The sequence below is a fragment of the Gordonia sp. (in: high G+C Gram-positive bacteria) genome (assembly GCF_049647785.1).
In the GTDB taxonomy this organism is placed as follows: Bacteria; Actinomycetota; Actinomycetes; order Mycobacteriales; family Mycobacteriaceae; genus Gordonia.
Window position 1 is genome coordinate 22,907 of sequence record NZ_JBARYI010000020.1, and the last position, 25,678, is coordinate 48,584.

Genomic DNA, 25,678 nt, shown 5'->3' on the forward strand with positions numbered 1-25,678 from the left:
CCGGATGATGCGTCGCATTCTAGTTGTCCTGTCGTGCCTCTTCGTTGCTGTTGCGGGCCTCATCGCCGGCAGTTCGACGACGGGAGGCACCCCCGCGGGCGCTGCACCGGGGAAGTGCGCCGACGTACACGTCCTGTTTGCGCGTGGCACCGCCGAGACCGCCCCGCCGCTCGGCGTCACCGGAATCGCCTTCGGTAATTCGCTGGAGAAGCGCCTGCCGGGCAAGTCGGTCCGCGTCGAAGCGGTGAACTACGCGGCGAGTGCTGACTTCAGCGAGAAGCTGAAGTTTGCCGAGTCGTTTGTGGAAGGCATGAGGACCGCACAGCGCCGCATCAAGGCAATCGCGGCCGCGTGCCCGGACACCAAGATCGTCCTCGGCGGCTACTCGCAGGGCGCCGCCCTGATCGGTTACACGATCAGTTCGGAGTTCAAGATCCCCGCGAAGTACAAGCAGTACGACCGTTACGTGCCCGCACCGCTGCCAGCCGAGCTGGCGTCGCACATTGCGGCTGTCGTTCAGTTCGGCACGCCGTCGGCCCGCTTTATCCGCGATGCCGGCGCCCCACCGATCGAGCCGCAGTCGGTGTACCGCAACCGGACAGTCCGTTACTGCATCGCTGGTGACACCATCTGCAACGGCGCTCCCCTCGGCGGCCCCAACGGCCTCCACCTGCTGTACCCGGTCAACGGCATGACCGACCAGGCCGCGAACTTCGTCGCCCGGCACCTGTAAGCACCTTCAGCATTAACCCGGCTAGCTCAACGCGATCAACGACAGCGGGTCCGACAGCACGTCGGCGACGGTGGCGAGGAAGCGGGAGCCCTCTTCGCCATCGACGAGGCGGTGGTCGAACGACAGGCTCAGTGTTGTGACCTGACGCAAAGCAATCTCGCCTTCCCATTCCCACGGGCGGCGTCGAACGGCACCGAAGCACAGGATCGCTGCCTCTCCGGGGTTGAGGATCGGGGTACCCGAATCGATCCCGAAGACGCCAATGTTGGTGATCGTGATGGTGCCGCCAACCAAATCCGACGGCGGCGTGGTGCCTTCCTTCGCGACCGCCGTCAACTCCGACAGCGCGCTCGCCAACTGCCGCAAGCTCAGTCGATCGGCATCCTTAATGTTCGGGACCATAAGTCCGCGCGGGGTCGCGGCGGCAATCCCCAAGTTCACGTAATGCTTGGTGACGATTTCCTGGGCTTGCTCATCCCACGTGGAATTCAGCGACTCATTTGTCCTCAGCGCGACGAGGAGCGCTTTCGCGACCATCGTCAACGGCGTCAGACGGACCCCGGCAAAGCGTGGATGCGAAGCGAGTTTGTCGAGCAGATCCATCATCGGGGTCACGTCGACGTCGACAAACTCGGTGACATGCGGCGCGGTAAACGCACTCTGCACCATCGCCTCGGCCGTGTGCTTGCGGACCCCGCGAATCGGCGTGCGTTCCTCGGCGCCATTATCGAGCTCAGCGGGAGCAGTCGGTTCTTCAACGCGGCCCAGATGCGCATCGAGATCGTCACGCGTCACCTGCCCCGACGAGCCAGTCGCGACCACCGCCGCGAGATCCACCCCTGCCTCACGGGCGAGCTTGCGCACCGGCGGCGACGCCAACGCGGATCGCTTCTTCCGCCGACTCCCCTCCTCCTGCGCCACCCCATACCCAACGAGGACCGGAGTGCGCTCAGCGGCAGGTTCAGGTTCCGATACCGGCTCGACGGCCGCGGCCTCCCCCTCCATCTCAACGTCGATAAACGGGCTTCCAACTTCGACGGTGTTACCCGGTTCGGCATGCAGTTTCACGACGGTGCCCGCATACGGGGACGGCAATTCGACTGCGGCCTTGGCCGTTTCAACTTCGGCTATCACCTGGTTGAGTTCAATGGTGTCGCCGACGGCGACCTCCCATCGCACCAGGTCGGCATCGGTGAGACCCTCCCCGAGATCCGGCAGATTGAACGTGGAGATGACAGACATGCCGCCTCCTCAGGCGTCTAGCGAGCGGTCGACGGCGTCGAGGATGCGATCGACGTCGGGTAGAAAATGCTTCTCCAACTTGGCCGGCGGGTACGGCATCGCGAAGCCACCAACCCGTTCGACGGGGGCTTCCAGCGAGTAGAAGCACTCGGTCATGATGCGCGACGCGAGTTCGGCGCCTACCCCCATAAAGACAGGTGCCTCATGTGCGATGACCAAGCGTCCGGTCTTGCGAACCGACTCGGCCACGGTGTCGGTGTCGAGCGGCGAAATCGATCGCAGGTCGATCACCTCAATGGACCTGCCTTCCTCTTCGGCGACGGTCGCCGCCTGCAAGCCGGTCGTCACGAGCGGGCCGTAGACCACCAGCGTCAGATCTGTCCCTGGCCGAACCACGCGCGCCTTGTGGAGCGGGAATCCGTCGGCAGCCTTCGCCGCCAGATCGACGTCGCCCTTCTCCCAGTAGCGGCGCTTCGGTTCAAAAAACAGGACGGGATCGTCGGAGGCGATCGCCTGCTGAATCATCGTGTGCGCATCGGCCGCATTACTGCAGGTCACCACCCGTAATCCGGCGGTCGCCGCGAAGTAGCCTTCGGGCGATTCGGAGTGATGCTCGACGGCCCCGATCCCGCCGCCGTACGGAACGCGGATGGTGATCGGCATCGACACATGGCCTGCCGTCCGATAGTGAAGCTTGGCCACCTGGGCGACGATCTGGTCGAAAGCCGGGTAGATGAAGCCATCGAACTGGATCTCACAGACGGGTCGATAGCCGCGGAATGCGAGGCCCACCGCCGAGCCAATGATTCCCGACTCAGCGAGCGGGGTGTCGATGACGCGGTTGGTGCCGAACTCGGCTTGCAGCCCGTCGGTGATACGGAAGACGCCGCCGAGTTTGCCGATGTCCTCGCCCATCAGTACCACTTTGGGGTCGTCGGTGAGGGCTTGTCGCAGGCCCGCCGTGATGGCTTTCCCCAGTGGCATCTGGACGGGTCCGGCCGTGGCCGGGGCAGTCATCACGCCTCCAAAGTCTGCAGGTAGGCCTCGTAGTCGCGTCGTTCGGCGTCGACTAGCGGATGCGGGGCGGAGTACACGTTGTCGAACATCGACAGGGCTGGCGGATCGGCCAAGGCCAGGCAGCCGCGCCGCAGCTCAGCGGCCGCTTGGTCGGCGTGCTCGGAGATCGCCGCGATGTCGGCCTCCGACAAGGACCCGGCCGCTTCCAGGAACAATCGAATCCGCTCAATGGGGTCGCGGCGGATCCACTCGGCATCGTCGTCAGCGGTGCGATAGCGGGTGGGATCGTCGGACGTGGTGTGCGGTCCACGGCGGTACGTGACGGCCTCAATCAACGTGGGGCCACCGCCTTCACGCGCGAGTTCGAGTGCCGCGCGGGTGACGGCGAGGACGGCGAGGACGTCGTTGCCGTCGACCCGGACGGTCGGCATCCCGTAGCCGTGGCCGCGGCGCGCGATCGGCACCTTGGTCTGCACTCCGACCGGCTCGGAGATGGCCCACTGGTTGTTCTGGCAGAAGAAGACGACGGGCGCGGCGAAGCTAGCGGCGAAACCCATCGCCTCGGCGACGTCGCCCTGGCTGGTGGCGCCGTCACCGAAGTAAGTGATCACGGCAGTGTTCGCAGCGTCGGGTTCGTTGGCGGCATCAAGATTGATGCCCATTCCGTATCCCGCAGCGTGCAGCGTTTGCGCGCCGATGATGATGGCGGGCGTCGCCATGTTGTAGCGGTAAGGATCCCAGCCGGACAGCGACGTCCCCCGCCAGAACGGCATCAGTTCTTTCAGTTCCACGCCACGGCAGTAGGCGACGCCGTGTTCGCGGTAGCTGGGAAACACGAAGTCGTCGGCTTCGAGCGCGCGGGCCGAACCGATCTGCGCGGCTTCTTGCCCGAGCAGCGGGGCCCACAGACCGAGTTGGCCCTGCCGTTGCAGGGCGGTCGCTTCGGCGTCGATGCGCCGCACAACCACCATGTCCTCGTACAGTTTGCGCAGTTCACCGGTGCCGATATCTTCGACGTAGGTGGAGAAGTCGGGATGGATGTGGCGTTCGCCAGCGATCGTGATGAGTTGGACGGTGTCGTCTAGGTCAGACATATCAGCCTCCTGATGAGAACATCCGCGTGGATCGCACTCGGACTGCCTCGAATACCTGTGGCAAGCGTCTCAATTCACCGCAGCTTGCACAAGGACGCTTTCTTAGATTGATCAAAGTGCCCAATATTTGCCACGCTGGACGGGCCATACTGTGCTGTATGGCCACCATCGATCGGACCGACGCGCGCATCCTCCGAGCCCTCTGTGAGTTCCCGCGAGCTTCCGGCGTACAACTCGCCGGGCTCGTTGCCATGGCCCGCAATACCGTCCAGGCACGGCTGGGCAGGTGGGAAACCGAGGGCCTGCTGGCCCCGTTCGATCGCCGGGTGCGGCCCCGCGACCTGGGCTTCCCACTGCGCGCCTACATTGCGGTTGTCGTCGATCAGCATCGCCTTGAGGAAGTCGTCGATCAACTCGATGGGATTCCCGAAGTCCTGGAGGCCGTCGGCATTTCTGGTATTGCCGACCTGCAATTGCTCGTCGCCGCCGCCGACGCCGACGACCTCTATCGAATCGCCGGCTACATCCTGGCCGTGCCCGGCGTGGAGCGCACCACGGTCTCGGTCGTGATGCACGAGGCTATCCCCTATCGGATGTTGCCGCTGATCGACCGCCTCGCCGGTCAGAACGAGCCGGGCTAGCCTGGGATTTAGGAGCACTTCGTCGCATCACCGTGAACCATGACCGGGTCGAGGGGAGTCCAGGTGAACAGTAGTTTCGACGTCATCGTGATTGGCGGTGGAATCGCCGGGGTTTCCATCGCCTATGAGCTGGCCGAACATCGCAGCGTGGCGATAGTTGAACGGGAGTCGACGCTGGCCTTCCACACGACTGGTCGGTCTGCCGCCACCTTTTTGGAGAGCTACGGCAATTCGACGGTCCGCGCGATCACTCGCGCGAGCCGCGATTTCTTCCTTTCGCCGCCCGACTTTGTGGACGGCCCACTGATTGCCGACCTGCCGCTGCTGATCGTCGCGAACGACACCGAGGTTCCCGGTTTGCGGGAGCAATATCGGACGGTGCACGGACCGGCGGCGTCGACGATCGAACTGGTCAACGGTGCCAGCGCGGAGGCGCTCAATCCGATGTTGCGGCCGGGCTACACCGCACTCGCGATGGTCGACTACGGGTCACTGGAGCTGGACGTTCACGGTCTTCATCAGGGATATCTGCGTGGACTGCGACAGCGCGGCGGGGTGGTGAAGCGGTCGGCGGGCGTTGTCGCTGCACGACGCGAAGGGTCGTTGTGGGTGCTGACGGACGCTGCTGGCAACGAACACCGCGCCTGCACCGTGGTGAACGCTGCGGGCGCGTGGTGCGACGAGGTCGCGACAACGTTCGGTGCCGCCCCGATTGGGATTGCACCCCTGCGGCGGACCGCCTTTATGGTTCCGGCTCCGCGTGATTTGCCGAGTGCCAGCGCGTCTGCGGTCAACCGCACCATGACCGCGGTGAACCGCACCATGACAATGTCGGCGAGTGAGGATTTTTATTTCAAGCCGGATGGTGCCGGTTTTCTGTGTTCCCCGGCGGATGAGACGTTGACTATGCCGTCGGATGCGAAGCCGGACGACTTGGAGATTGCGCGCGCTATTGAACGCCTCAATGAGGCGACTCTCCTCGCGGTGCGGAGTGTTTCGGCATCGTGGGCGGGGCTGCGGTCGTTCACTGTTGACCGCAGCCCGGCCGTCGGCCCCGATCCGACCGTTGATGGCTTGTTCTGGTTCGTTGGCCAGGGCGGGTACGGGATCCAGATGGCTCCGGCGTTGGCCCGTGCGGGCGCATCCCTGCTTGCGGAGGGAGACCTGCCCGACAACTTGCTCGCCACCGGCGTCACCGCCGCCGGGTTGGCCCCGGACCGGTCAGCATTGGCCGCTTAACGGCCACCAAAGCAACAACTTCTGTCGGCGCCGGGCTACCGTCCCGGCAGGAACTTCAGCGACTTGATGAGCGCTGGCGTCACCTTGAGGTAGACGCTCTGCGGGATGCCGCGGATACCGTCGAGGCCGATGAAACGCTGGGTCGCGATGGTCTTCGACTCGCAGTACTTCAGCAGGCCCTCTTCACCGTGGCGACGGCCCATGCCGGAGATGCCCATGCCGCCCATCGGTGCGGCAGTGGAGCCCCATGCGGCGGCGTAGCCCTCATTGATGTTGACGGTGCCGGCATTGATCTGGTCCGCGATCTTCTGCGCTTCAGCGTCGCTACCGGCAAAGATGCTGGCGTTGAGACCGTAGTCGGTGTCGTTGGCGAGCTTGATGGCTTCGTCGGTGGAGTCGACCGGGTAGAGCGACACCAGCGGACCGAAGGTCTCGTCGCCGAAGCATTCCATCTGGTCGGTGACGTCGGCAAGGACGGTCGGTTCATAGAAGAAGGGCCCAAGGTCCGCCCGACGACGACCACCGGCGAGCACCTTGGCACCTTTGGCTACGGCGTCGGTGACGTGGGCGTCGATCGCCTCGACCTGCTGAGCCGAGACGAGCGAGCCCATGTCGGCGGAGAAGTCGTAGGTGGCGGCGAGCGTCATGTCCTTGACGTGCTGCGCGAACTTGGCGGTGAACTCGTCGGAGATCGCGCGGTCAACGTAGATGCGTTCGATTGAGATGCACAATTGCCCCGAGTTCGAGTAGCAAGCGCGGGCGGCACCGGCGACAGCCTTGTCGATGTCGGCGTTGCGGGTGATGATCATCGGGTTTTTGCCGCCGAGTTCAGCGGAGAAGCCGATGAGGCGTGCACCCGCCTGGCTGGCGAGGGTGGCACCGGTGGCCGACGACCCGGTGAACATGACGTAGTCGGTGGTGGCGACAATCGCCTGACCAACGACCGATCCGGCACCGGGAACCACGGCATACAGTTCGCGCGGCAGGCCAGCCTGGTAGAGCAATTCGGCGAGGGCCAGCGCGCAGTACGGGGTGTTGCTGTCGGGTTTGATGACCACACCGTTGCCCGCGAGAAGTGCGGCGACAGCGTCGGAAACAGCAAGCGTCAGCGGGTAGTTCCACGGGCTGATAACGCCAACAACGCCCTTGGGTTGGTAGGTGACACGTACGTCAGTCGCTCCGGGAAGCATGCCGGGGACCTTGCGGTCGGCGAGCATCTTGGGACCGTTCTGTGCGTAGAACCGGGCGGTCATCGCAACGTCGAGCACTTCTTCTTGCGCGTAGATGCGGGCCTTACCGGTCTCGGCCTGCGCGATATCCATGAGAGAGTCGGCATTGATGTGGACCAACTCAGCGAACGTGTTGAGAACCTTGGCGCGCTCGGCGACGGGTCGATCACCCCAGGCGCCCTGAGCGGCGCGGGCCCGCGAGACGGCAAGTTCGAGATCTTCCGCGGTCCCGACCGGGATGGTCGCCATTTCCGCGCCGCTGTACGACTCCAGGATTGGACGGGTCGGACGCGATGCCGCGTCGTCGATGGCGACCAAAGCGCCGAGACGCTTGAAGTAGGACGGTGAAGGCTTCGGCATGGGGTTCTCCTAAAGGGTTGAGCGGAGGAAGAAGATCTAGGCAGAAGGCGCGACGAGGACGATGCCGTCGTCGTCGGAGTAGGCGAGATCGCCGGGATTGAAGGTGACGCCGCCGAGTTCGATCGGCACGTCGCGCTCGCCCGCACCGGTCTTGGTGGACTTGCGGGGGTTGGTGCCGAAGGCTTTGACGCCGATCGCCATTTCGCCGATCATCTTGGAGTCGCGGATGGCACCGTTGGCGATAATGCCGACCCAGCCGTTGGAGCGTCCGAGTTCGGCGATGATGTCGCCGACAAGCGCGGTGTGCACCGAGCCGCCGCCGTCAATCACCAGCACTCCACCGGGATTCGATTCGGAGAGAATCGACTTCAGCAGCGCATTGTCTTCGAAGCAGCGGACGGTCGTGACGGTACCGACAAATTCGCGATTGCCGCCGTACTGGGTGAACTGGGCATCGCAACTGCGAACATCGGAACCGATCTCATCGACGAGGTCGGCAGTGGGCGTGAAGTTCGGCGTACTCATGAGTATCAATTCTAGGCGAGTCGCAAGTTATCCGTAACCGTCGGTTACGACAGGTAGCATTCCATCGGCGCCAGCGGAACAGCGGAAGGCGGTGATTGTGCCCAAAATCAGTGCAGCCTCAGTGGTCGAACATCGCGAGGCCGTGCTCGCCGCCCTGGTCAACGGCACCAAGGCCATCCTCCTCAGCGACGGCGACCGGAAACTGACTGCGGCTTCCGTCGCTGCCGAAGCAGGAATCGCCCGCAACAGCATTTATCGATACGTGTCCTCCGTCGACGATCTAGTCGATATGGTCGTCGCTCGTGGATTCACCGAGTGGGCACAGCGCGTGGCCGCCGATGTTGAGGCCGCGCCCGATGCCCGCGCGGCGGTCGTGGCGTATGTGCGGAGCAATCTGGAACTAGCCGCCAGTGGCGAGCACACCCTGCAGAGTTCTCTGAGCGTAGCGAAAATCTCCGAGTCGGCCCGGGACCGCATTGTGGAACTGCATCAGCAGATCTCGGCCGTCTTGCACGATGCCGTCGGCCAACTCGATTCCCGCCAACCCGAGTTGATCGTGTCGGCGATTGAATCGTTGGTCGGCGCGAGTCTCAATAAAGTGGGGCCCGACCAGTCATCCGACCAGGTCATCGAGTTTATGTGCCGTGCGACCGAGGCTATCGTCGACGCGGGCTAAACAATTTTGAGACACCCCGTCGCCGTCCTGTACCGTTCTTCGCGACAGGGTGTCTCAAAGATGGGTGTGGAAATTGTTCATCGCAATGCGCGAACTGCGAGCCGCCTGGGGGCGGTTCGCGATGATAGGCCTGGTGGTTGCGCTAGTCGCCGCTCTGGTCGGCATGGTCTCCGGCTTCACCATTGGCCTCGGCAACGACACGGTGTCCGCCCTGCGGGCAATGAACGCCAAGTCGGTGGCCTTCGCCGACGGCGCGACCGACTTCAATCGCAGCACCATTGCCGAATCGGACGTGCAGGCGTGGGCCGCGCTGCCCGACGTCGACTCCACCCCCATCGGCATCTCGCTGACACACGGTGAGGCGAACCGGAACACCGCGCTCGATATGGCCGTCATCGGGATCGATCCGAACAGCCCGCTCAATCCCGGCAACAAGACCGGCGAGAAACTCACGACCGGCCCGAATGAGGTCATCGTTTCCGCAAAGCTGCTCGACGACGGCGTCGCCATCGGTGACCAGATCACCGTCGACAACACCGACATCGTGCTGCGTGTGGTTGGGACCGTCGACACGATCTCGTACGGCCACGTGCCTGCCGCGTACACCTCGCTCGACACTTGGCGAACCATTCGTTACGGCACCACCGACTTGAACGACCGCCAGCGCGGCACGGCCGCCGCCATCGTCGTTCTGGGTGGCGATGCGCCCGCACAGCTCGGCAATACGACACTCAGTTCCGAAGAGGCCATGCTTGAGGCCGCGCCCGGGTACTCGGGCGAGCGGCTGACAATGAACTCCATCCTGGCGTTCCTCTATGTGATTGCTCCGCTGATTGTCGCCGCGTTTTTCGCGGTCTGGGTGCTGCAGCGACAGGGCGTGTACGCCTTGCAGCGGGCCCTCGGGGTCTCGCGGTGGTCGTTGATCGGCACCACCCTCGCCCAGGCGGCGATCGTGGTGGGCCTGGCGACCATCCTCGGATCGGCCGTCGCGTACGGCCTCGGCCTGCTGTTTGGCGATGCCGTCCCGTTTGACCTTCCGTTCTCGTCCCTCGCAACGACGACCTTCGCGGTGATCGCGGCCTCGCTGGTCGGTTCTGCCGTCACCCTCCGCTGGGTCGTGACCGCCGATCCTTTGACCATGCTGGGAGCTTCCCGATGAGCCTCGACCTTCGCAATATCAACGTCGAATACCGTTCCGGCGAGGAACGCCTAGTAATCCTCGACAAGTTCAACGAGTCATTTGAGCCGAGTGTCGTCACGACGATTGTCGGTCCGTCCGGGTCGGGTAAGTCGACCTTGTTGGGCGTGTGCGGCGTGTTGCGTCAGCCGACCGAGGGCACCGTGATGCTCGACGGCACCGACGTGACCTCGCAGTCCGTCCGCGAGCGTGACCGATTGCGCCGCACCCAGATTGGTTACGTCTTCCAGTCGGGCAACTTGCTTCCCGGCCTGACTGTTCTGGACCAGGTGCTCGCGATGGCGACCATTGCTGGCGAGCGTCCGTCGAAGGCGCGTGCGCGTGCGGTGGAACTGCTCGACGAGGTCGGCCTGTCCGGGCATCTCAAGGCCCGACCGGAGAGTTTGTCCGGCGGTCAGCGGCAGCGAGTGGCGATTGCCCGCGCCATCGTCCACCGACCACGGCTCCTCTTGGTCGACGAGCCGACGGCCGCCGTCGACCGCAGTCAGGCTGGCCAGATCACCGAGCTCATCAAGCGGGTCACCGCCGAATCGGGTTGCATTACGGTGATCGCCACCCATGACCCCGAGGTGATGGACGCAGCCGATCGCGTCATCGCGCTGGCGGCGGTGTAGGGAGGCAGTTCCCCAACCGCCGTGCTGCTACCGCCGTGCTGCTACTGCCTGCGGGACCGGAAACCGCGGAGACGCAGACTGTTCGCGACGACGAAGACCGACGAGAACGCCATCGCGAGGCCAGCCATCATGGGGTTCAGCAGCGCCGCTGCCGCCAGCGGAAGGGCTGCCACGTTGTAGGCGAAAGCCCAGAACAGATTCCCCTTGATGGTGCCAAGCGTTTTGCGTGCCAGCGCAATCGCATCAACGACGGCCCACAGATCGCCGCTGACGACCGTCAGGTCGCCCGCCTCGATCGCGACGTCGGTACCGGTTCCCATGGCGATACCTAGATCGGCCGAGGCCAGCGCTGCCGCATCGTTGACGCCGTCTCCGACCATCGCGACCACGCGACCTTCGGCATGCAGGCGGGCGATGGCGTCGACCTTGCCGTCCGGGGTCACATCGGCGATGACTTCGTCGATGCCTACCTGGGCGGCGACATGTGCGGCAGCACCGGCATTGTCGCCGGTCAGCAGCACTGGCCGCAGCCCCATGCGCTTGAGCTCGGCGATGGCAGCAGCCGACGTCGGTTTCACCGTGTCGGCCACGACAATCACGCCTGCGATGCTGTCGAGGTAGGTCACGACAACGGGTGTCGCGCCGCGCGCTGATGCCTCAGCGACCACTTGGCCCATCCGATCGTCGAGCGGGACCGGCACATCGCGCGGCCCCGTAACGGTGACGCGCAAGCCGTCGATGACGGCGGTTACGCCGGCACCGGCCAGGTTGCGGAAGTCCGCAGTGTTGGGGAGGTCTAGTCCCCGGACAGTCGCGCGGTCGACGACGGCACGGCCGATCGGGTGCTCCGAGTTCTCTTCGACGGCCGCGGCCCGTGCCAGCATGTCGTCGGCATCCACACCGTCGGCGGCGATGACGTCGTGCACGGTCATCTCGCCGGTGGTGACGGTTCCGGTCTTATCGAGCGCCACCGTATCGACAGCGCGAGTGGACTCGAGAACTTCCGGGCCCTTCAGCAGGATGCCAAGTTGCGCGCCGCGACCTGTACCGACCATCAATGCGGTCGGCGTTGCCAAGCCGAGGGCGCACGGGCAGGCGATCACCAGCACCGAAACCGCAGCGGTCATGGCGAGGGTCAGTCCCCCGCCGACGCCGAGCCAGAAGCCGAGGACACCTGCGGCGATGGCGATGACGACCGGCACGAAGTAGGCGGAGATCCGGTCGGCGAGCCTCTGCACCTGCGCTTTTCCCGCCTGCGCATCGGCGACCATTTTGGCCATCTGCGCCAGCGCGGTATCGGCACCGACCGCGTTTGCCTCAACTTCAAGGCGACCGTGCGCGTTGACGGTTCCGCCGACCACCTTGTCATCGACGGACACCTCGACGGGCATGGACTCACCGGTCAGCATCGACTGGTCGACCGCCGATGCACCGGCGACCACAACACCGTCGGTCGCGATCTTTTCACCGGGCCGCACCACAAAGCGTTCCCCGACGGCGAGTTCACCAATCGGAATTGTAACCTCGCGTCCGGCACGCAGCACCGTCACGTCTTTAGCGCCGACTTCGGCGAGGGCGCGCAGAGCGTCGCCAGCGCGGAGCTTCGATCGCTTCTCGAAATAGCGGCCGGCCAGTAAGAAGGTGGTGACACCGGCGGCGGCCTCGAGGTAGATATTTGACGATCCGTCGCCCCGGGAGGCGATGAGGTCGAAGCCGTGGGTCATTCCGGGAACCCCGGCGTCGCCCCAGAACAGGGCGTAGATGGACCACCCGAACGCGGCAAGCGTACCCACCGACACCAAGGTGTCCATCGTGGTGGTTCCGTGGCGGGCGCTCGCGAACGCAGCGCGGTGGAAGGGCAACGCGCCCCACACCACGACCGGTGCGGCGAGCGTCAACGACAACCACTGCCAGTTCGTAAACTGCCAGGCGGGAACCATGGCGAGGACGATGACCGGCAGTGACAGGATGGCCGAGACGATCAGCCGCTGACGCAGCGAGGCGAGCTCGGTCTCGGCCCGTGTCGCCACCGGCTCACCGTCGGCGTCGGAGGTATCAGTGGTGACCGATGGCGGAACTACCTTCTGCGCGTCATAACCTGCGGACCGGACGGCCTCGATGAGGTCATCGGGTGTCAAGGCCTCGGCAAATTCGACGTGTGCCTGTTCGGTCGCGTAGTTCACGGTGGCGGTAACGCCGTCGAGCTTGTTGAGTTTGCGTTCAATGCGGTTGGCGCATGACGCGCAGGTCATTCCGATGAGTTCGAGGTCCACTTCGCGATCAGCGGCTGCTGCCCGAGTCATGGGTGAGTCCCTTCCTCTTGGTGGTCGACCATTTGGCTATGCGAGGGCTGCTGATCGTTGTCCCAAGGCCCGACGGCCTTGCCGACACCGAAGGCCGCCCCGAAAACGATCGCGAGCCCGGCGGCGAATGCGACGATCCGCGCGACCGGGCTCGACAGCTCGGTCACTGGATCTGGTAGCCGGCTTCGACGACGGCAGCGTCGACGACGGCCGGATCGAGCGGCGAGTCACTGGTGATGTCGACGCGACCACTGTCTACGTCGACATCGACCTGCTGGACGCCCGGAATTTCGGAAATCTCTTCGCGTACCGAGGCCGCACAGTGGCCGCAGGTCATGCCGGTGACAGTGACGGTGGTGGTTTCGCTCATGATTTCTTCTCCTCGATGTTGCTCAGTTACAGGTATGTACGTGGATGTTGGCTTACGCCGCGGGGTCGTGGGCCCGCTCTTTGCCTGCCTAGGACTTAACGAGGCGAGTGATGGCCTTCATGGCTTCCTCAACCTTGGCCGCGGCGGCTTCGTCGGATTCACGGGCGGCTTCGACCACACAGTGATCCATGTGGGCGTGCAGGAGTCCGAGCCCGACCGATTCCAAGGCCTTGGTCATTGCCGAGACCTGCGTCAAGATGTCGATGCAGTAGGCCTCTTCGTCGACCATGCGTTGCAGTCCACGCGCCTGACCTTCGATCAGCTTGAGCCGACGGACAAACTTTTCCTTTTCCGGAATGTACCCGTGATGTTCGTGCTCATCCTGATGCTTGGCGGCGTGCGTATCGGTGGCCATTTCCACTCCGTACTCCTGCATTCGGATACCCCCTGTAGGTATCACCAATTCAGTTGTACGCCTGAATTTGACACTTGTCTACCCCTAGGGGGTATCAGAAGCAGTGCTCCGCGTCAGCGCGGCTTCAGGGCATCGGCGAGGCGCCCGAGCGAGGCGGCAACATCGTGCAGCGCCAGCGAGACTTCGCGTCGCGCGCCATATTGCGGATCGGTTCGCATCTGAGCCGCGACTTCCTGAACCACCGCGGCAATCGACGCAATGTCAGCATCGCGAGGCAACGAGTGCCTTGCGGTCGGTACGCCCATGCGGACCGGATCCATGCCCGACGAGACCACCTCAACGAGGGGCGTCGTCAGCACCGTCGACGTGGCCTGACGGATCTGCAGCATTTCCGACCTCGCCTCCGGCTCGGCGGCCCGGGGAGGTTCGGGAATGCGATGGCGACTACGAGCGCCTGCCCCATCGATCTCGACGGGTTCCACGTCGATGATGGTTTCGGCCGGGTAGAACCGGTCGGGACCAGACACGACGGGCTCGGCTACGACGGGTTGAGCCACGTGATGTTCGGCGACATACGTACCGCGCGCCGTTGGCCAGGCAGGGGCGGGCTGGCGGAAGCTCTCCTCGGGAAACGCCAGAATGTCCGTGTGCGGGAGATCCTTCAGACTCGGCATACCCGCAAACAACTCGTCGAGCGCACTCGCGCTACGTGCGGCCGCCGCAGGTGCCGGTGCTATCGGCTCGGTGTATCCCGCACGACGCGCCCATTCCGGTGGCTGAGGTGCAGGCGCCCGGGGTGCGGGCGGTTGGGGTGCTGGCGGTTGGGGTGCTGGCGGTTGGGATACGGGCGGCTGGGGTCGAGCTGGAGCCTGACGCGGCAGCGGCTGACTCGGGGCAGGCGCGGGCGGGACCTGTGCAAGAGGTTCCGGAAAATCGCGACCAACCGGCGCCGCATAGCGGTGTTGGCCGCCGTGTCCGGCGAAAAAGAGGCATGGCGCACCGTCGAGGGCCCGCGACGGACACTCAAACTCGTCAGAGAGATTCTGCGAACCGCGGGCATAGTCACCCCACAGCAGCCACTTGCGGCGGCCGGAGTGCATTTGCTCGCCGTCGGACCCGTGCGGACCGACATGCCCCGCCGGGAGGTCACAACCCACCAGCCACTCGTGAGTGGGGGTCAATCGAAGGGCAACTCGCTCGTGCGGGGCCGCAACGATCGCCGACCAGCAGCCTGAACCGCGCATTGCACATCACTTTCTCGTGGAGTCCCCCGGGAGAACCTACAGATCAAAGCTTACGGAGCACCCCTGACAGTAGCTATTTGCGAAGCGAATCAGGCGCGAAATGTCCGGCCCGAATTACGTCTGCGTCAACCTCGACAAACGCCTGGTCGGCCAAAACAAACATATACGACTCTGCGACGGTGCTGGTTTCGGGAAAATCGGCGCGATAATGACAGCCACGGGACTCCTCGCGGATTCGCGCAGCCGCGATCACCGCGCGCGCGGTCAACGTCAGATTCGCGTCTTCGGCATCAGCCACCGAGTCGAGTTTCCGCAGGGGCGCCGCCTCAAGCAACTGTGCCAACCGATCCAAGCCTTCCGCGCTGCGATCGAGCGCCACGCTCGACGACATCGCGTCTTGCAGTGCCGTGCGGTCGTAGGCGGGGAGCTCGGCCGGCGAAGCGGCAGCCCACGTCGCCCCCTGATCCGTCGTCGATCCTGCTGCCGTCGAGTCTCCTGCGCCCAATTCCTCTGCGCCCAATTCCTCTGCTGTGCGAGCAACCGCGCGGCCCATCACCAGCCCCTCGAGCAGGCTGTTGGACGCGAGCCGGTTGGCACCGTGGAGCCCGGTGCGGGCAACTTCGCCCGCGGCGAGCAGGCCCGGAACGTTAGTCCGGCCGCCGCCATCGACCACCACTCCGCCGCACAGATAGTGCGCACCCGGAACCACCGGAAGCCGATTCCCCGTCAGATCCAATCCGGAAGCGCGTACACCGGCAGTCACCGTCGGGAATCGCTCTTCGAAGTTGTCGATAGCCGAGATGTCGAGCCACACGTGCGGTTGCCCGGTACGCGCCATCGCCGCCGTCACCGCGCGCGCCACCACGTCGCGGGGCGCGAGATCACCCATCGGGTGCACACCGGCGGTCACCGAATCGCCGTTCACATCGACGAGGACGCCCCCTTCGCCTCGCACCGCTTCGCTGACCAGCGTGCGCCGACCGCGTGCGCCGGGTACGTACAGCATCGTCGGGTGAAACTGCACAAACTCCAGGTCGGCAACGCGCGCTCCCGCCCGGAGCGCGAGCGCAATGCCGTCGCCGGTGGAACCGGACGGATTCGTAGTCGCCGAATACAGATGGCCGAGTCCGCCGGTGGCGATCAGGACCGCGCGGGCCCGGACGATGTGTCGGCCCGAGTCGTCGGCATATTCCAATCCCACGGCACGACCATCGTCGATCAGCACTTGCGTGGCGCACGCATGATGCAGCACCCGAACGGGTGCCTTCGCGACCGCCGTTGCGAGGGCCTGCTGAACCCGCGCACCGGTGGCATCCCCACCGGCATGGATTATTCGCCGAACGCTGTGACCGCCTTCGCGAGTCCGACGAAAGCGGCCGTCGGCGTCGAGATCGAATTGCGCACCCCAGTCGACGAGCTGAGTAACGGCGTCGAAACCATCGGCCAGAATTGGCTCCGACGACTCCGCATCGGTAAGCCCGGCACCCGCCGCCAGCGTGTCGGCCAGGTGCAGTGCCACCGAGTCTTCGGGGTTGTCCGGTTCGACGACGGCGATCCCTCCCTGCGCGTAGAAGGTCGCTGTCGACTGCTCGTGACCGGAGTTCTCCCAGGCTTTGCCTTTGGTGAGCACCGCAACGGACAGCCCACGGCGTGCGGCCACCAGCGCGGCCGTCAGCCCGGCGACACCTGCGCCGACAACCACCAGATCGGCCCGAAACTCTTCACTCATGTGCGCTCCCATACCGGTTATCGACCATTGATCGAAAACTGTCGACGAGTGTACGCCCGGTCACGTCGGAAGCGGTCGCCACCGCAGTTTGCACCCGACCGACGGCGATAATGTCCACTACACTCGAGGAACTGTGATAATCAATGAGACCGATCCGAGTGCGCCTGCGCGCAACCGGCTTCCCCGCGTGTCGGCGGTCACCGAGGTCACGCGATTTGCCACCACCGCAGGTCAGGCCGCTTTTGGCGTGGGACGCCTGGTCACGGGCTCGGTCACCGGCATCATCCGGGGACATCGACCGAGCACCCAGTCCGTCGCGCACGAAGTCCGCTGCACCTTCGAGCGCCTCGGCCCCGCATACGTGAAGTTGGGGCAACTTATCGCTTCGAGCCCCGGAGTCTTCGGTAACACGCTGTCTTCTGAGTTCGACACGCTGCTCGACCAAGTCGCGCCCGCCAACCCCGACGAGATTCGCCGCGTATTCATTGACGACTTTGGCTCCACCCCCGAAGAGGTGTTCGCAGACTTCGACATGGACCCGATCGCGTCGGCCTCAATCGCACAGGTCCACACGGCGACGTTGAAGACCGGCGAGGAAGTTGTCGTCAAAATTCAGCGCCCCGGAATTGCCGGTCGCCTCGCCCCCGACGTAGCGATCATGGAGCGCTTGGCTGGCCTGCTTGAGATTTCCGAATACGGGCGCATGCTCAGCGCCAAACACGTCGTCGAAGATTTTTCCGACGGCCTCGACTCCGAACTCGACTTCCGCAATGAAGCCGCCACCATGGTCGAGTGGTTTAACTGCCTGCAGCCCGGACCGTTTGGCGACCGCGTTCGGGTCCCAAAGGTGTACGACGAACTCACCACGTCTCGGGTCATGACGATGGAGCGTATTTACGCCACCCGCATCGACGACATCCGCGGGGTCCGCGCGGCAGGCCACGACGGCGAGGCACTGTGCCGCAACCTCCTGCTGTCGCTGCTCGACTCGGCATTCCACGGGGGCCTTTTCCACGGCGACCTCCACGCGGGAAATGTGTTGGTCGACGCCGACGGCAAGCTGGTGATGCTCGACTTCGGGATCGTCGGACGGTTCAATCCCCGCACCCGGCGCGTGCTGCGACAACTCGTTGTCGATCTGATTGTGAAACGGGACTTTGACGCCGCTGGCCGCGCAATATTCCTTCTCGGAGCCGTCCGCAATCCCGGCTCCACCGAGCAGGGCGGTGCCGATTTGCAGGCCCTCACGTCCCCGCTGTCGACCACCGAGATGGCCGACCTGTCTTACACAGACCTCGGCCGACAGCTCGCGGTGATCGCCAAAGCACACGACGCGCGGCTGCCTCGGGAGTTGGTGCTCGTCGGAAAACAACTGTTGTATGTAGAGAAGTACATGAAGCTGTTGGCCCCGCGGTGGAAAGCCATTTCCGATCGCGAGATCTACGGTTACATGGCTGGAATCATGAAGGAAGCGCAGCGCGACCGCCGAGCACGCTAACCCCCGCCACACTGAACAACCTTTAGGAGACGAGAAGGATATGAAACGTGCCGCGCTGGCGTTGTTGGCCTTCCTTTCAGTCGCGTGCATCGGCGCGGCCATCGCTATCCCCACCTACCTCGTGCCGAAGCTGAAGGTGGTGCCGCTCGATCTCGACATCACGTCGATCGCGACCACCGTTCCGCTGGACGGAGATGCGGGCAACCGGTTCCCGGCCACGATTTTCGACCGCTGCTCCATCACCAAGCCCAAAGCCGCGCAGTTCACAGCGCATCTGACGCAGCAGCGGCGTTCGGTGATCGTCGACCCGTCGGACGCGAATCAGGCCACCCTGCAGTCTGGCCAGACAGTGCAGATTGATCGGACTCGAGATGCTTCGGGCAAAGAACGCGATTTGACGATGGCGTCGAGCAACGATGACCGGACCTGCGACGATGCCCTCCTCACTGCGACCGTCGACCGCGTGTCCGTCGACCGCAAGTCGTCGGCCCCGAACGGTGTGGTCAGTTCCCTTCAGCTCGAGCCAGTTCCCGAAGGCGGCAATGTCGCCGATGCCTCGGTGCAGCTCGACGACCGCAAGGGCTTCCAGTACAAGTTCGGGTTTGACGTCCAGAAGCGCGATTACTACTACTACGACACCAACACGCGTCAGGACGCGACGGCGAAGTTCGTCGACGAGAAGGAGATCGACGGCGTCAAGACGTACCACTTCGTCGCCGAGGTTCCCGAAACCGACCTGTCGAACCTTCCCGACCCGCAGGGCGAGGCCTCACTCGGCACCATGCTCGATATGCCAGCCAAGTGGTGGGGCATTAGGGGCAAGGGCGTGAAGAGCAAAGACATCATCACGATGCACCGCTTCGCCAAGGCGACCCGCCACGTGTATGTGGAACCGGTGACCGGCACCATCCTGTACGGCATGGAGGATCAGGAACAGTACTTCCGGGCGCCGGACGACGACACCGCCCCGAAAGCCGTTCAGGACTTCCGGATGGATGCGCTGAAGGCGCGGTTCGAGTGGAGCAAAGAGACGGTCGCTCAGCAGGCCGACCGCGCCAAGGGCTACGTGAACCAGCTCCGCTGGGGCGGCACCATTGTCCCGATCATTCTCGGAGTTTTGGGTGCGCTGGGCCTGCTCACGTGGGCATTCCTGATGTGGCGCGGCCGACGCGACGATACCGGCCCGGACAATCCCGATGGTGGATCGGCGATCGACGATGGGCCGCAGCCGGACGGTCCCGAGGAACACTTTGGGACCCACGAGCAAGCGCCGGATCCGCAGACAACGATTCTGCCGACGCAGATCCCGCCGACGTCCGAAGCGAATGCTAACGCCGCCGCTCCGACCGAGATGTTTGCCCAACCGGGATATGAGCAGCCGGGATATGAGCAGCCGGGTTACGCGACGAGTCCGGCCGACATGACCGATACGGAGATCTTCCGTCGACCCACTGGCGACGACGGTTTCTCCCCGTATCCCATGGCCGACCCGACGCGTCCCATGCCCGACGTCAACCGCTACGCATCACCGCCGGAGGACGACGCTCCCGGCCGCCACGAGCGGTAACGTCACTCCGGGCAGGCGGGATCAGGCTCGTTTCTGCCGCGCGACAGCACGACCCGCGGCGCGACCGGAAAAGATGCAGCCGCCAAGGAACGTGCCTTCAAGGGCGTTGTAGCCGTGAACGCCTCCGCCACCGAAGCCAGCAACCTCACCGGCGGCGTACAGGCCGTCAAAGGCGGTGCCGTCCGGGTGCATCACCTGGGAGTCGAGGTTGGTTTCCAAGCCGCCCAATGTCTTTCGGGTCAGGATGTTGAGACGAACGGCAATCAGCGGGCCCTGAGCCGGGTCGAGCAGCTTGTGCGGCTTCGCGACGCGAACGATCTTGTCGCCGATAAAACTGCGCGCATTGTGGATCGCCATCATCTGGGCGTCCTTGGTGTACGAGTTGTCGATCTGGGAGTCACGAGCCGAAATGATGCGTTCCAGCGACTGCAGGTCGATATGTCCGCCGCGACCGATCTCATTCATTCCCTCGACCAGTTCGGCGAGATTGTCGCGGACCACAAAGTCGACGCCGTGCTCGGTGAACGCTGCCACCGGGCCCGGCATCCCCTTCGCGAGGCGACTCTTGGCCGCCGTGCGCAACGATTTCTCTGTGATGTCCGGGTTCTGCTCCGAGCCGGACAGGGCGAATTCCTTCTCGATGATCGACTTCGTCAACACGAACCACGAATAGTCGTAGCCGGTGTCGAGGATCGCTTTCATGCTGGCATTGGTATCGAATCCCGGAAAGTTGGGTGCGGGCAAACGGTTGCCGTCGGCGTCGAGCCACAGGGACGACGGTCCCGGGATGATGCGGATGGCGTGGTCGGACCAGATGGGATCCCAATTCTGGATGCCTTCGGTGTAGTGCCACATGCGGTCGCGGTTGACGATGTTGCCACCTGCGGCTTCGGTGATCGCCAGCATGCGGCCATCGACGTAGTCGGGGACGCCGGCGATCATGAATTTCGGGGCCGGACCAAGCCGGTCGACCGGCCAGTTTTCGCGAACCAGATCGTGGTTGTGGCCGATGCCGCCGGAGGTGACGATGACGGCCGGGGCGCGGAGTTCAAAATCGCCCGTTTCGACACGCGAACTGGGAACTCCGCGTTCGGTGGTTGACGGCTCGAGTTCACGGCCACGAACGCCGACGACCGCGCCGTCCTCAGTAATCAGTTCATCGACGCGGTGGCGAAAGGCGAACGTCACGAGTCCGCGTTTCTCGGCTTCGAGCACCGGTTCCGCGAAGACCCGGACTACCTCGGGGCCGGTGCCCCACGTCAGGTGAAAGCGCGGCACAGAATTACCGTGACCATCGGCAAAACCGCCCCCGCGTTCGGCCCACCCGACGACCGGGGTGAATCGGAGCCCCAAATCGTGGAGGTACTGACGCTTGATGGTGGACGCGAACTCGACGTACGCCCGCGCCCATTGACGCGGCCAATAGTCTTCATCTTCGCGGTCGAATCCGGCAGAACCCATCCAATCTTGGAGAGCCAGATCCGGGGAATCCTTGATTCCCATACGACGCTGCTCAGGGCTATCAACCAGGAACAATCCGCCCAGTGACCAGAAAGCCTGACCGCCAAGGTTGGCCCGGTTCTCCTGATCGACGACGATCACCTTGCGACCGGCTTGCGTCAGCTCGTATGTGGCTACCAGACCGGCTAGTCCGCCACCGACGACGATTGCGTCAGCCGCATTTTTACCGGCTCCATCTACTTGTGCGCTCACTAACCCCGACCTCTTCTAAAGATGCTGTTCGACTGTGACCGAGACTACCCCGGGGGTCGTTGTGCCCTTTGCTGGCGGAGTGCCCGAAATCTCTTAGTTGCATAGGGTAAGCAACTGGTTCTACTGTGGCCTTCTCTCATTTTGAAAGGAGTGCCCGTGATCAACGCCGATGAAGCCCGCCCGCTCGTCTCGGAAATGCTCGACATCGTCCGCGCGTTTCAAGCGGCCCGGCACCGCAATCAATCACGCGGCATCGTCAGCACCAAGTTCCGCGCCCTGAAATTGCTCCGGACCGGCGACCGTCGCACTACCGAACTCGCCGACCACCTAGCCATCTCACTGCCGGTCGCTTCGCGCACGGTTGCCGCTCTTGAAGAGGATGGCTTCGTCATCCGGCGACCCGATCCCACCGATGCGCGCGCCAGCCTGCTGTCGATCACCGATGCGGGACGCGAGCGTGCGGCCGCGCGCGACGACCAAATCACCCAACTTTTCGCCGACTCGATGAAGGACTGGGATCCGGAGCGAGCCGCGAAGGCAGCGGAGGTCTTGCGCGACCTCCACGAACACGTGATCTCCGTGATCGATGCTCTAGCCGAAACCACCGAACCCACCCCGATTGCACGAAGGGACCGCGCATGAGCACAACCGCTCCCGCTTCAGCGGCGCCGAAAACGTATTCCCATAGCGAAGTCCTTAGCGTGATGACCGGCCTGCTGGCCGCGCTCTTCACGGCAATGATCTCGACGACCATCGTGTCGACGGCACTGCCGACCATCATGGCGTCGTTGAACGGCACGCAGCGCCAATACACGTGGGTTATTACGGCCAGCTTGCTGGCCATGACCGTCAGCACCCCTATTTGGGGCAAGCTATCGGACCTCTTCAATAAGAAGGTCCTCACTCAGCTCGCGATCATCATGTTTGTCGCGGGATCGATCGCCGCGGGCTTCGCGCACGAAGTCTGGCTGATGATGGTTGCACGCGCCGTGCAGGGCCTCGCCATGGGTGGACTCATCGCCACGACGCAGTCGGTGATGGGTTCGATCGTCTCGCCCCGCGAGCGCGGCCGATACTCCGGCTACATGGGTGCCGTGATGGCCGTCGCCACCGTGTCCGGCCCGCTGCTTGGCGGCGTGATCACCGATAACTTGGGCTGGCGCTGGACCTTCTTTGTTTGCGTACCGCTGGCCATCGTCGCACTCGTGCTGCTGCAGTGGAAGCTCGACCTGCCGACCATTCGACGCGACAACGTACGCATTGACTACCTGGGTGCCGTACTGCTGTCGATCGCAGCCGCGTTGCCAATGCTGTGGGTCACCTTCGCAGGCAGCTCCTACGACTGGCTCTCGTGGCAGACCGTTGCATTCGCCGTGGCGTTCGCCATTGCCGCGTCGTTGACGGTGTTCGTCGAACTGCGGGTCCCGGAACCAATGCTGCCGTTGCGGGTATTGAACAACCGCACCACGATTCTGATGATCATCGCGAGCCTCGCCGTCGGCGTCGCAATGTTCGGTCCGGGTGTCTTCCTGACGCAGTATTTCCAGCTTGGCGGCGGCTACTCGCCGACCATCGCCGGACTGATGACGTTCCCGATGATCATTTCGCAGATGCTGAGCGCCACGATCGGCGGTCAGATCGTCAGCCGCACCGGCCGGTGGAAGCCGATCATGGTGTTCGGTGCCACCGCCCTGCTGGTCGGGCTCGGCGGACTCGGCACCATCAGCCATACAACGCCCTACTGGCAGGTGGCGATCTTTATGGCGATCGCTGGCATCGGCGTCGGCGCGCTGATCCAGAACATCGTGCTTGCCGTCCAGAACACTGTGGACGTCACCGAAATTGGCGCTACGTCGGCCGCCGTCTCGTTCTTCCGGTCACTCGGCGGCGCGGTTGGCGTTTCGGTTCTCGGTGCCGTGCTCACCAACTTGGTGTTCGGGAACTTGAAGGACGCGCTGCGTGCGATGAATATCCCCGACAGCGCGATGGGGTCTGGCGGAGACACCAACCTCGACATCACAAAGCTCCCCGCGGCCATCCAGGAGGCGTTCCACCACGCCTACTCCGATGCCTTCGGTCCGGTCTTCGCGATATCGGCCGCCGTTGCGATCATCACGTTTATCGCCGTGCTGCTGACCAAGGAAGTGCCACTGCGTCTGACGATCGCGAAGGAGACCGAGCCGGTCAAGATTGTGCAGGGCACCGCAGAAGATGCCGTCGAAATCCCCGTTGGCAACGCCACTCGGTAGCTGAACGCACGAAAAGCGCCCCGCGCGAACGGGATTCCTCCAATACTTGGGCCAACCCAAGTATTGGAGGAATCTTCGTGAATGCCGCGACCACGTCCCAACCCAGCCCTATCACTTGGCGCAGCTTGGTGAAGGGGGTGGGCGGTCTGCTGCGGGATGTGCCGGTGCTGGCCAAGCAGCAGCGGTCGATGTTGACGATCAACCCGAACCGGCGATGGAGCATCGGTAAGACGTTCGCTGAATCGGCCGCCAAACATCCCGACAGCCCATTCCTGCGGACCGGGCCCACCATCTATTCGTACGGTGAGTGCAATCGTCGGGCCAACCGGTGGGCTGCGGTACTCACTGAGCGGGGCGTGCAGCGCGGCGACGCGGTGGCGATCATGGCTCACAACAGTCCCGAATGCGTCATCGCGATGCTGGCGGTGGTGAAGCTCGGTGCCGTGGCCGCGATGATCAACTACAACCAGCCGGGCGACGCCCTCAACCACAGTTTCGCTGTTCTCGTCGAAGCCAACAAGAGCACTGCCCCACTGCAAGTGCTGCACGACCCCGAATGCGGTGAATTGCTGCCCGGCATCGACACCGCGATCGCTCCCATCGAGTTCGACAGTCTCGACTCAAAGGGTGCCGCCCTCGCGAAGTCGGATCCCCGCGCCGAAGCTAACCCGGCTGCCGCGTCGCAGATTCAGGCCAACGAGCCCGCCTATTATATCTTCACGTCGGGAACCACGGGCTGGCCCAAGGCCAGCGTCATGAGCCACGGTCGCTGGCAGGTCGCGATGAATGGGTTCTCGATTGGTCTGCGCTTGCGGCCCGACGACGTCATGTTCGTGACGCTGCCCTTCTATCACAACAATGCGCTCACCATCTGCGTGTCGACGGCCATCGCGGCCGGCTCATGCCTAGCTGTGAGCCCCAAGTTCTCGGCTTCCAAATTCTGGGACCAGGCGATCGAGAACGAGGCAACCGCGTTCTGCTACATCGGCGAACTCTGCCGATACCTGTTGGCACAACCCGCCAAGCCGACCGACCGCACCCACACCATCCGACTAGCCGCGGGCAACGGTCTTCGACCAGAGATCTGGGACGAATTTGTCGATCGCTTCGGGGTGGACCGGGTTGTCGAATTTTATGCCGCCAGCGAATCGAATATCGGTTTCGTCAACGTCCTCGACCAACGGCAGACCGTCGGATTTTGCCCACTCCCGTACGCGATCGTGGCCGCCGACGAAGACACCGGGCTCCCCATCCGCGACGCGCAGGGACGTGCCGTCAAAGTGCCCAGGGGTACCCCGGGTCTGCTGCTCGGCAAGATCACCCCGATGGCCCGCATCGACGGCTACACCGATCCCGCGGCGACGGAGAAGAAGATCCTGCGCGACGCCTTCAAAAAGGGCGACGCCTACTTCAACACCGGCGACATGGTGCTCGACCAGGGCTTCCGGCATATTGCCTTCGTCGACCGCCTCGGCGACACATTCCGGTGGAAAGGCGAGAATGTCGCGACCACCGAGGTGGAAGCCGCACTCAACGCCATCGACGGCATTGACGAATCCGTCGTCTACGGGGTCACGGTGCCCGGGGCGGACGGTCGTGCCGGAATGGCCGCCCTGGTGGTCCAGGAGGGCTTCGACCCGTCACTCCTAGCCGCTGAACTCCGCAGCCGCCTTCCCGAGTACGCCGTACCGCTATATCTGCGGGTAGTGCCCGAGTTGGCGCGCACATCTACCTTCAAGAACCAACGGGTGTCCCTCCGCAACGAGGGCTACGGCGACGTTGGCCCCGACCCGGTCTACGAGCTGACTCCCAACGGATATGTGAAGTTGGCGTAGCTCCAACTACAACGCAACCGAGATAGCGAGATAAGTCACATCATTGAATGACGGTTATCAATTCGTAACTTGACCGCTGGTTTGTCCCCCAGAAACAAGTAACGACCAGCGCCAAGACTGCTCGAACCCTTTGCGGAGGCGTCCCAAGTCCGTTAACGTGACCAGTCGTGCGGGGGCACACCTGGGC

At 64.0% G+C, this 25,678-nt stretch carries 23 protein-coding genes; 12 read left to right on the forward strand and 11 right to left on the reverse strand.

Annotated features, from left to right (window positions below):
- The first annotated feature begins 4 nt into the window (after positions 1-4).
- Positions 5-733, forward strand: a complete 729-nt coding sequence (locus tag WBA38_RS02600) for a cutinase family protein (RefSeq protein WP_424296765.1) — start codon at positions 5-7, stop codon at positions 731-733.
- 21 nt (positions 734-754) lie between these two features.
- On the opposite strand, the gene WBA38_RS02605 is transcribed toward WBA38_RS02600, so the two are convergent.
- Genes WBA38_RS02605 through pdhA form a run of 3 tightly spaced genes read right to left on the reverse strand, consistent with a single transcriptional unit; the run spans position 755 to position 4,086 of the window.
- Positions 755-1,975 (reverse strand): dihydrolipoamide acetyltransferase family protein, encoded by a 1,221-nt coding sequence (locus tag WBA38_RS02605; protein WP_424321977.1) that lies wholly within the window; start codon positions 1,973-1,975, stop codon positions 755-757.
- A gap of 9 nt (positions 1,976-1,984) precedes the next feature.
- Positions 1,985-2,992: an alpha-ketoacid dehydrogenase subunit beta gene (locus WBA38_RS02610; protein ID WP_424296761.1), complete on the reverse strand. Its 1,008-nt coding sequence runs from the start codon at positions 2,990-2,992 to the stop codon at positions 1,985-1,987.
- Positions 2,992-4,086: a pyruvate dehydrogenase (acetyl-transferring) E1 component subunit alpha gene (gene pdhA, locus WBA38_RS02615; RefSeq protein ID WP_424296760.1), complete on the reverse strand. Its 1,095-nt coding sequence runs from the start codon at positions 4,084-4,086 to the stop codon at positions 2,992-2,994. Before pdhA ends, WBA38_RS02610 begins: the two co-directional genes overlap by 1 nt.
- A 158-nt stretch (positions 4,087-4,244) precedes the next feature.
- Between pdhA and WBA38_RS02620 the strand changes: the two genes are divergently transcribed.
- Positions 4,245-4,727 (forward strand): Lrp/AsnC family transcriptional regulator, encoded by a 483-nt coding sequence (locus WBA38_RS02620; protein ID WP_424296758.1) that lies wholly within the window; start codon positions 4,245-4,247, stop codon positions 4,725-4,727.
- 39 nt (positions 4,728-4,766) lie between these two features.
- Positions 4,767-5,966, forward strand: coding sequence for an NAD(P)/FAD-dependent oxidoreductase (locus WBA38_RS02625; protein ID WP_424321978.1), 1,200 nt, complete (start codon positions 4,767-4,769; stop codon positions 5,964-5,966).
- A 35-nt stretch (positions 5,967-6,001) separates the two neighbouring features.
- On the opposite strand, the gene WBA38_RS02630 is transcribed toward WBA38_RS02625, so the two are convergent.
- Positions 6,002-7,555, reverse strand: a complete 1,554-nt coding sequence (locus WBA38_RS02630; RefSeq protein ID WP_424321979.1) for a succinic semialdehyde dehydrogenase — start codon at positions 7,553-7,555, stop codon at positions 6,002-6,004.
- 36 nt (positions 7,556-7,591) lie between these two features.
- The gene (rraA, locus tag WBA38_RS02635) at positions 7,592-8,080 is read right to left on the reverse strand and encodes a ribonuclease E activity regulator RraA (RefSeq protein WP_424294796.1); all 489 of its coding nucleotides are present in this window, start codon (positions 8,078-8,080) and stop codon (positions 7,592-7,594) included.
- Positions 8,081-8,177: 97 nt separating this feature from the next.
- On the opposite strand from rraA, the gene WBA38_RS02640 reads away from it, so the two are divergent.
- The 3 genes from WBA38_RS02640 (at position 8,178) to WBA38_RS02650 (ending at position 10,568) form a co-directional block, all read left to right on the forward strand.
- Positions 8,178-8,756: a TetR/AcrR family transcriptional regulator gene (locus tag WBA38_RS02640; RefSeq protein WP_424294798.1), complete on the forward strand. Its 579-nt coding sequence runs from the start codon at positions 8,178-8,180 to the stop codon at positions 8,754-8,756.
- Between the two features lie 85 nt (positions 8,757-8,841).
- On the forward strand, positions 8,842-9,915 hold the full coding sequence (locus tag WBA38_RS02645; RefSeq protein WP_424294800.1) for an ABC transporter permease: 1,074 nt from the start codon (positions 8,842-8,844) through the stop codon (positions 9,913-9,915).
- The gene (locus WBA38_RS02650; RefSeq protein WP_424321980.1) at positions 9,912-10,568 is read left to right on the forward strand and encodes an ABC transporter ATP-binding protein; all 657 of its coding nucleotides are present in this window, start codon (positions 9,912-9,914) and stop codon (positions 10,566-10,568) included. Before WBA38_RS02645 ends, WBA38_RS02650 begins: the two co-directional genes overlap by 4 nt.
- A gap of 41 nt (positions 10,569-10,609) precedes the next feature.
- Here the strand turns inward: WBA38_RS02650 and WBA38_RS02655 are convergent, their stop codons facing one another.
- Positions 10,610-12,871 (reverse strand): heavy metal translocating P-type ATPase, encoded by a 2,262-nt coding sequence (locus tag WBA38_RS02655; protein ID WP_424321981.1) that lies wholly within the window; start codon positions 12,869-12,871, stop codon positions 10,610-10,612.
- A gap of 2 nt (positions 12,872-12,873) precedes the next feature.
- Here WBA38_RS02655 and WBA38_RS02660 point away from each other — a divergent pair, with 2 nt between their 5' ends.
- Positions 12,874-13,050: a hypothetical protein gene (locus WBA38_RS02660; RefSeq protein ID WP_424294806.1), complete on the forward strand. Its 177-nt coding sequence runs from the start codon at positions 12,874-12,876 to the stop codon at positions 13,048-13,050.
- Here WBA38_RS02660 and WBA38_RS02665 read toward each other — a convergent pair.
- From WBA38_RS02665 to nadB, 4 genes are all read right to left on the reverse strand, one after another.
- Positions 13,035-13,241, reverse strand: a complete 207-nt coding sequence (locus WBA38_RS02665; RefSeq protein ID WP_424294807.1) for a heavy-metal-associated domain-containing protein — start codon at positions 13,239-13,241, stop codon at positions 13,035-13,037. The two genes, WBA38_RS02660 and WBA38_RS02665, sit on opposite strands and share 16 nt — an antisense overlap.
- A gap of 88 nt (positions 13,242-13,329) precedes the next feature.
- Positions 13,330-13,677, reverse strand: a complete 348-nt coding sequence (locus WBA38_RS02670; protein WP_424294809.1) for a metal-sensitive transcriptional regulator — start codon at positions 13,675-13,677, stop codon at positions 13,330-13,332.
- Between the two features lie 92 nt (positions 13,678-13,769).
- Positions 13,770-14,900: a hypothetical protein gene (locus WBA38_RS02675; RefSeq protein WP_424321982.1), complete on the reverse strand. Its 1,131-nt coding sequence runs from the start codon at positions 14,898-14,900 to the stop codon at positions 13,770-13,772.
- Positions 14,901-14,973: 73 nt separating this feature from the next.
- Positions 14,974-16,629: an L-aspartate oxidase gene (gene nadB / locus WBA38_RS02680; RefSeq protein ID WP_424321983.1), complete on the reverse strand. Its 1,656-nt coding sequence runs from the start codon at positions 16,627-16,629 to the stop codon at positions 14,974-14,976.
- Between the two features lie 136 nt (positions 16,630-16,765).
- On the opposite strand from nadB, the gene WBA38_RS02685 reads away from it, so the two are divergent.
- Complete coding sequence (locus WBA38_RS02685) at positions 16,766-18,127, forward strand: ABC1 kinase family protein (RefSeq protein WP_424321992.1); 1,362 nt, start codon at positions 16,766-16,768, stop codon at positions 18,125-18,127.
- 40 nt (positions 18,128-18,167) lie between these two features.
- On the forward strand, positions 18,168-19,694 hold the full coding sequence (locus tag WBA38_RS02690) for a DUF3068 domain-containing protein (protein WP_424294814.1): 1,527 nt from the start codon (positions 18,168-18,170) through the stop codon (positions 19,692-19,694).
- A gap of 21 nt (positions 19,695-19,715) precedes the next feature.
- On the opposite strand, the gene WBA38_RS02695 is transcribed toward WBA38_RS02690, so the two are convergent.
- A complete protein-coding gene (locus WBA38_RS02695; RefSeq protein ID WP_424294816.1) occupies positions 19,716-21,407 on the reverse strand; it encodes an FAD-binding dehydrogenase in 1,692 nt (563 codons plus the stop codon).
- Positions 21,408-21,563: 156 nt separating this feature from the next.
- On the opposite strand from WBA38_RS02695, the gene WBA38_RS02700 reads away from it, so the two are divergent.
- The 3 genes from WBA38_RS02700 to WBA38_RS02710 all read left to right on the forward strand — a co-directional run bounded on the left by WBA38_RS02700 (position 21,564) and on the right by WBA38_RS02710 (position 25,491).
- Positions 21,564-22,049 (forward strand): MarR family winged helix-turn-helix transcriptional regulator, encoded by a 486-nt coding sequence (locus WBA38_RS02700; RefSeq protein WP_424321984.1) that lies wholly within the window; start codon positions 21,564-21,566, stop codon positions 22,047-22,049.
- The gene (locus WBA38_RS02705; protein WP_424321985.1) at positions 22,046-23,656 is read left to right on the forward strand and encodes an MDR family MFS transporter; all 1,611 of its coding nucleotides are present in this window, start codon (positions 22,046-22,048) and stop codon (positions 23,654-23,656) included. Before WBA38_RS02700 ends, WBA38_RS02705 begins: the two co-directional genes overlap by 4 nt.
- A 77-nt stretch (positions 23,657-23,733) precedes the next feature.
- Positions 23,734-25,491 carry a long-chain-acyl-CoA synthetase gene (locus WBA38_RS02710; RefSeq protein ID WP_424294821.1) on the forward strand — a complete coding sequence of 586 codons (1,758 nt, stop codon included), beginning with the start codon at positions 23,734-23,736 and terminating at the stop codon, positions 25,489-25,491.
- Positions 25,492-25,678 lie beyond the last annotated feature (187 nt).

Bases quoted from the DNA above. Each gene is read 5' to 3' on its own strand.
- WBA38_RS02630 (WP_424321979.1), bottom strand. From the start codon at position 7,555: ATGCCGAAGCCTTCACCGTCCTACTTCAAGCGTCTCGGCGCTTTGGTC.
- WBA38_RS02690 (WP_424294814.1), top strand. From the start codon at position 18,168: ATGAAACGTGCCGCGCTGGCGTTGTTGGCCTTCCTTTCAGTCGCGTGC.
- WBA38_RS02645 (WP_424294800.1), top strand. From the start codon at position 8,842: ATGCGCGAACTGCGAGCCGCCTGGGGGCGGTTCGCGATGATAGGCCTG.
- WBA38_RS02675 (WP_424321982.1), bottom strand. From the start codon at position 14,900: ATGCGCGGTTCAGGCTGCTGGTCGGCGATCGTTGCGGCCCCGCACGAG.
- pdhA (WP_424296760.1), bottom strand. From the start codon at position 4,086: ATGTCTGACCTAGACGACACCGTCCAACTCATCACGATCGCTGGCGAA.
- nadB (WP_424321983.1), bottom strand. From the start codon at position 16,629: ATGAGTGAAGAGTTTCGGGCCGATCTGGTGGTTGTCGGCGCAGGTGTC.
- rraA (WP_424294796.1), bottom strand. From the start codon at position 8,080: ATGAGTACGCCGAACTTCACGCCCACTGCCGACCTCGTCGATGAGATC.
- WBA38_RS02705 (WP_424321985.1), top strand. From the start codon at position 22,046: ATGAGCACAACCGCTCCCGCTTCAGCGGCGCCGAAAACGTATTCCCAT.
- WBA38_RS02620 (WP_424296758.1), top strand. From the start codon at position 4,245: ATGGCCACCATCGATCGGACCGACGCGCGCATCCTCCGAGCCCTCTGT.
- WBA38_RS02605 (WP_424321977.1), bottom strand. From the start codon at position 1,975: ATGTCTGTCATCTCCACGTTCAATCTGCCGGATCTCGGGGAGGGTCTC.
- WBA38_RS02610 (WP_424296761.1), bottom strand. From the start codon at position 2,992: ATGACTGCCCCGGCCACGGCCGGACCCGTCCAGATGCCACTGGGGAAA.
- WBA38_RS02665 (WP_424294807.1), bottom strand. From the start codon at position 13,241: ATGAGCGAAACCACCACCGTCACTGTCACCGGCATGACCTGCGGCCAC.
- WBA38_RS02670 (WP_424294809.1), bottom strand. From the start codon at position 13,677: ATGCAGGAGTACGGAGTGGAAATGGCCACCGATACGCACGCCGCCAAG.
- WBA38_RS02655 (WP_424321981.1), bottom strand. From the start codon at position 12,871: ATGACTCGGGCAGCAGCCGCTGATCGCGAAGTGGACCTCGAACTCATC.
- WBA38_RS02600 (WP_424296765.1), top strand. From the start codon at position 5: ATGATGCGTCGCATTCTAGTTGTCCTGTCGTGCCTCTTCGTTGCTGTT.
- WBA38_RS02650 (WP_424321980.1), top strand. From the start codon at position 9,912: ATGAGCCTCGACCTTCGCAATATCAACGTCGAATACCGTTCCGGCGAG.
- WBA38_RS02625 (WP_424321978.1), top strand. From the start codon at position 4,767: ATGACCGGGTCGAGGGGAGTCCAGGTGAACAGTAGTTTCGACGTCATC.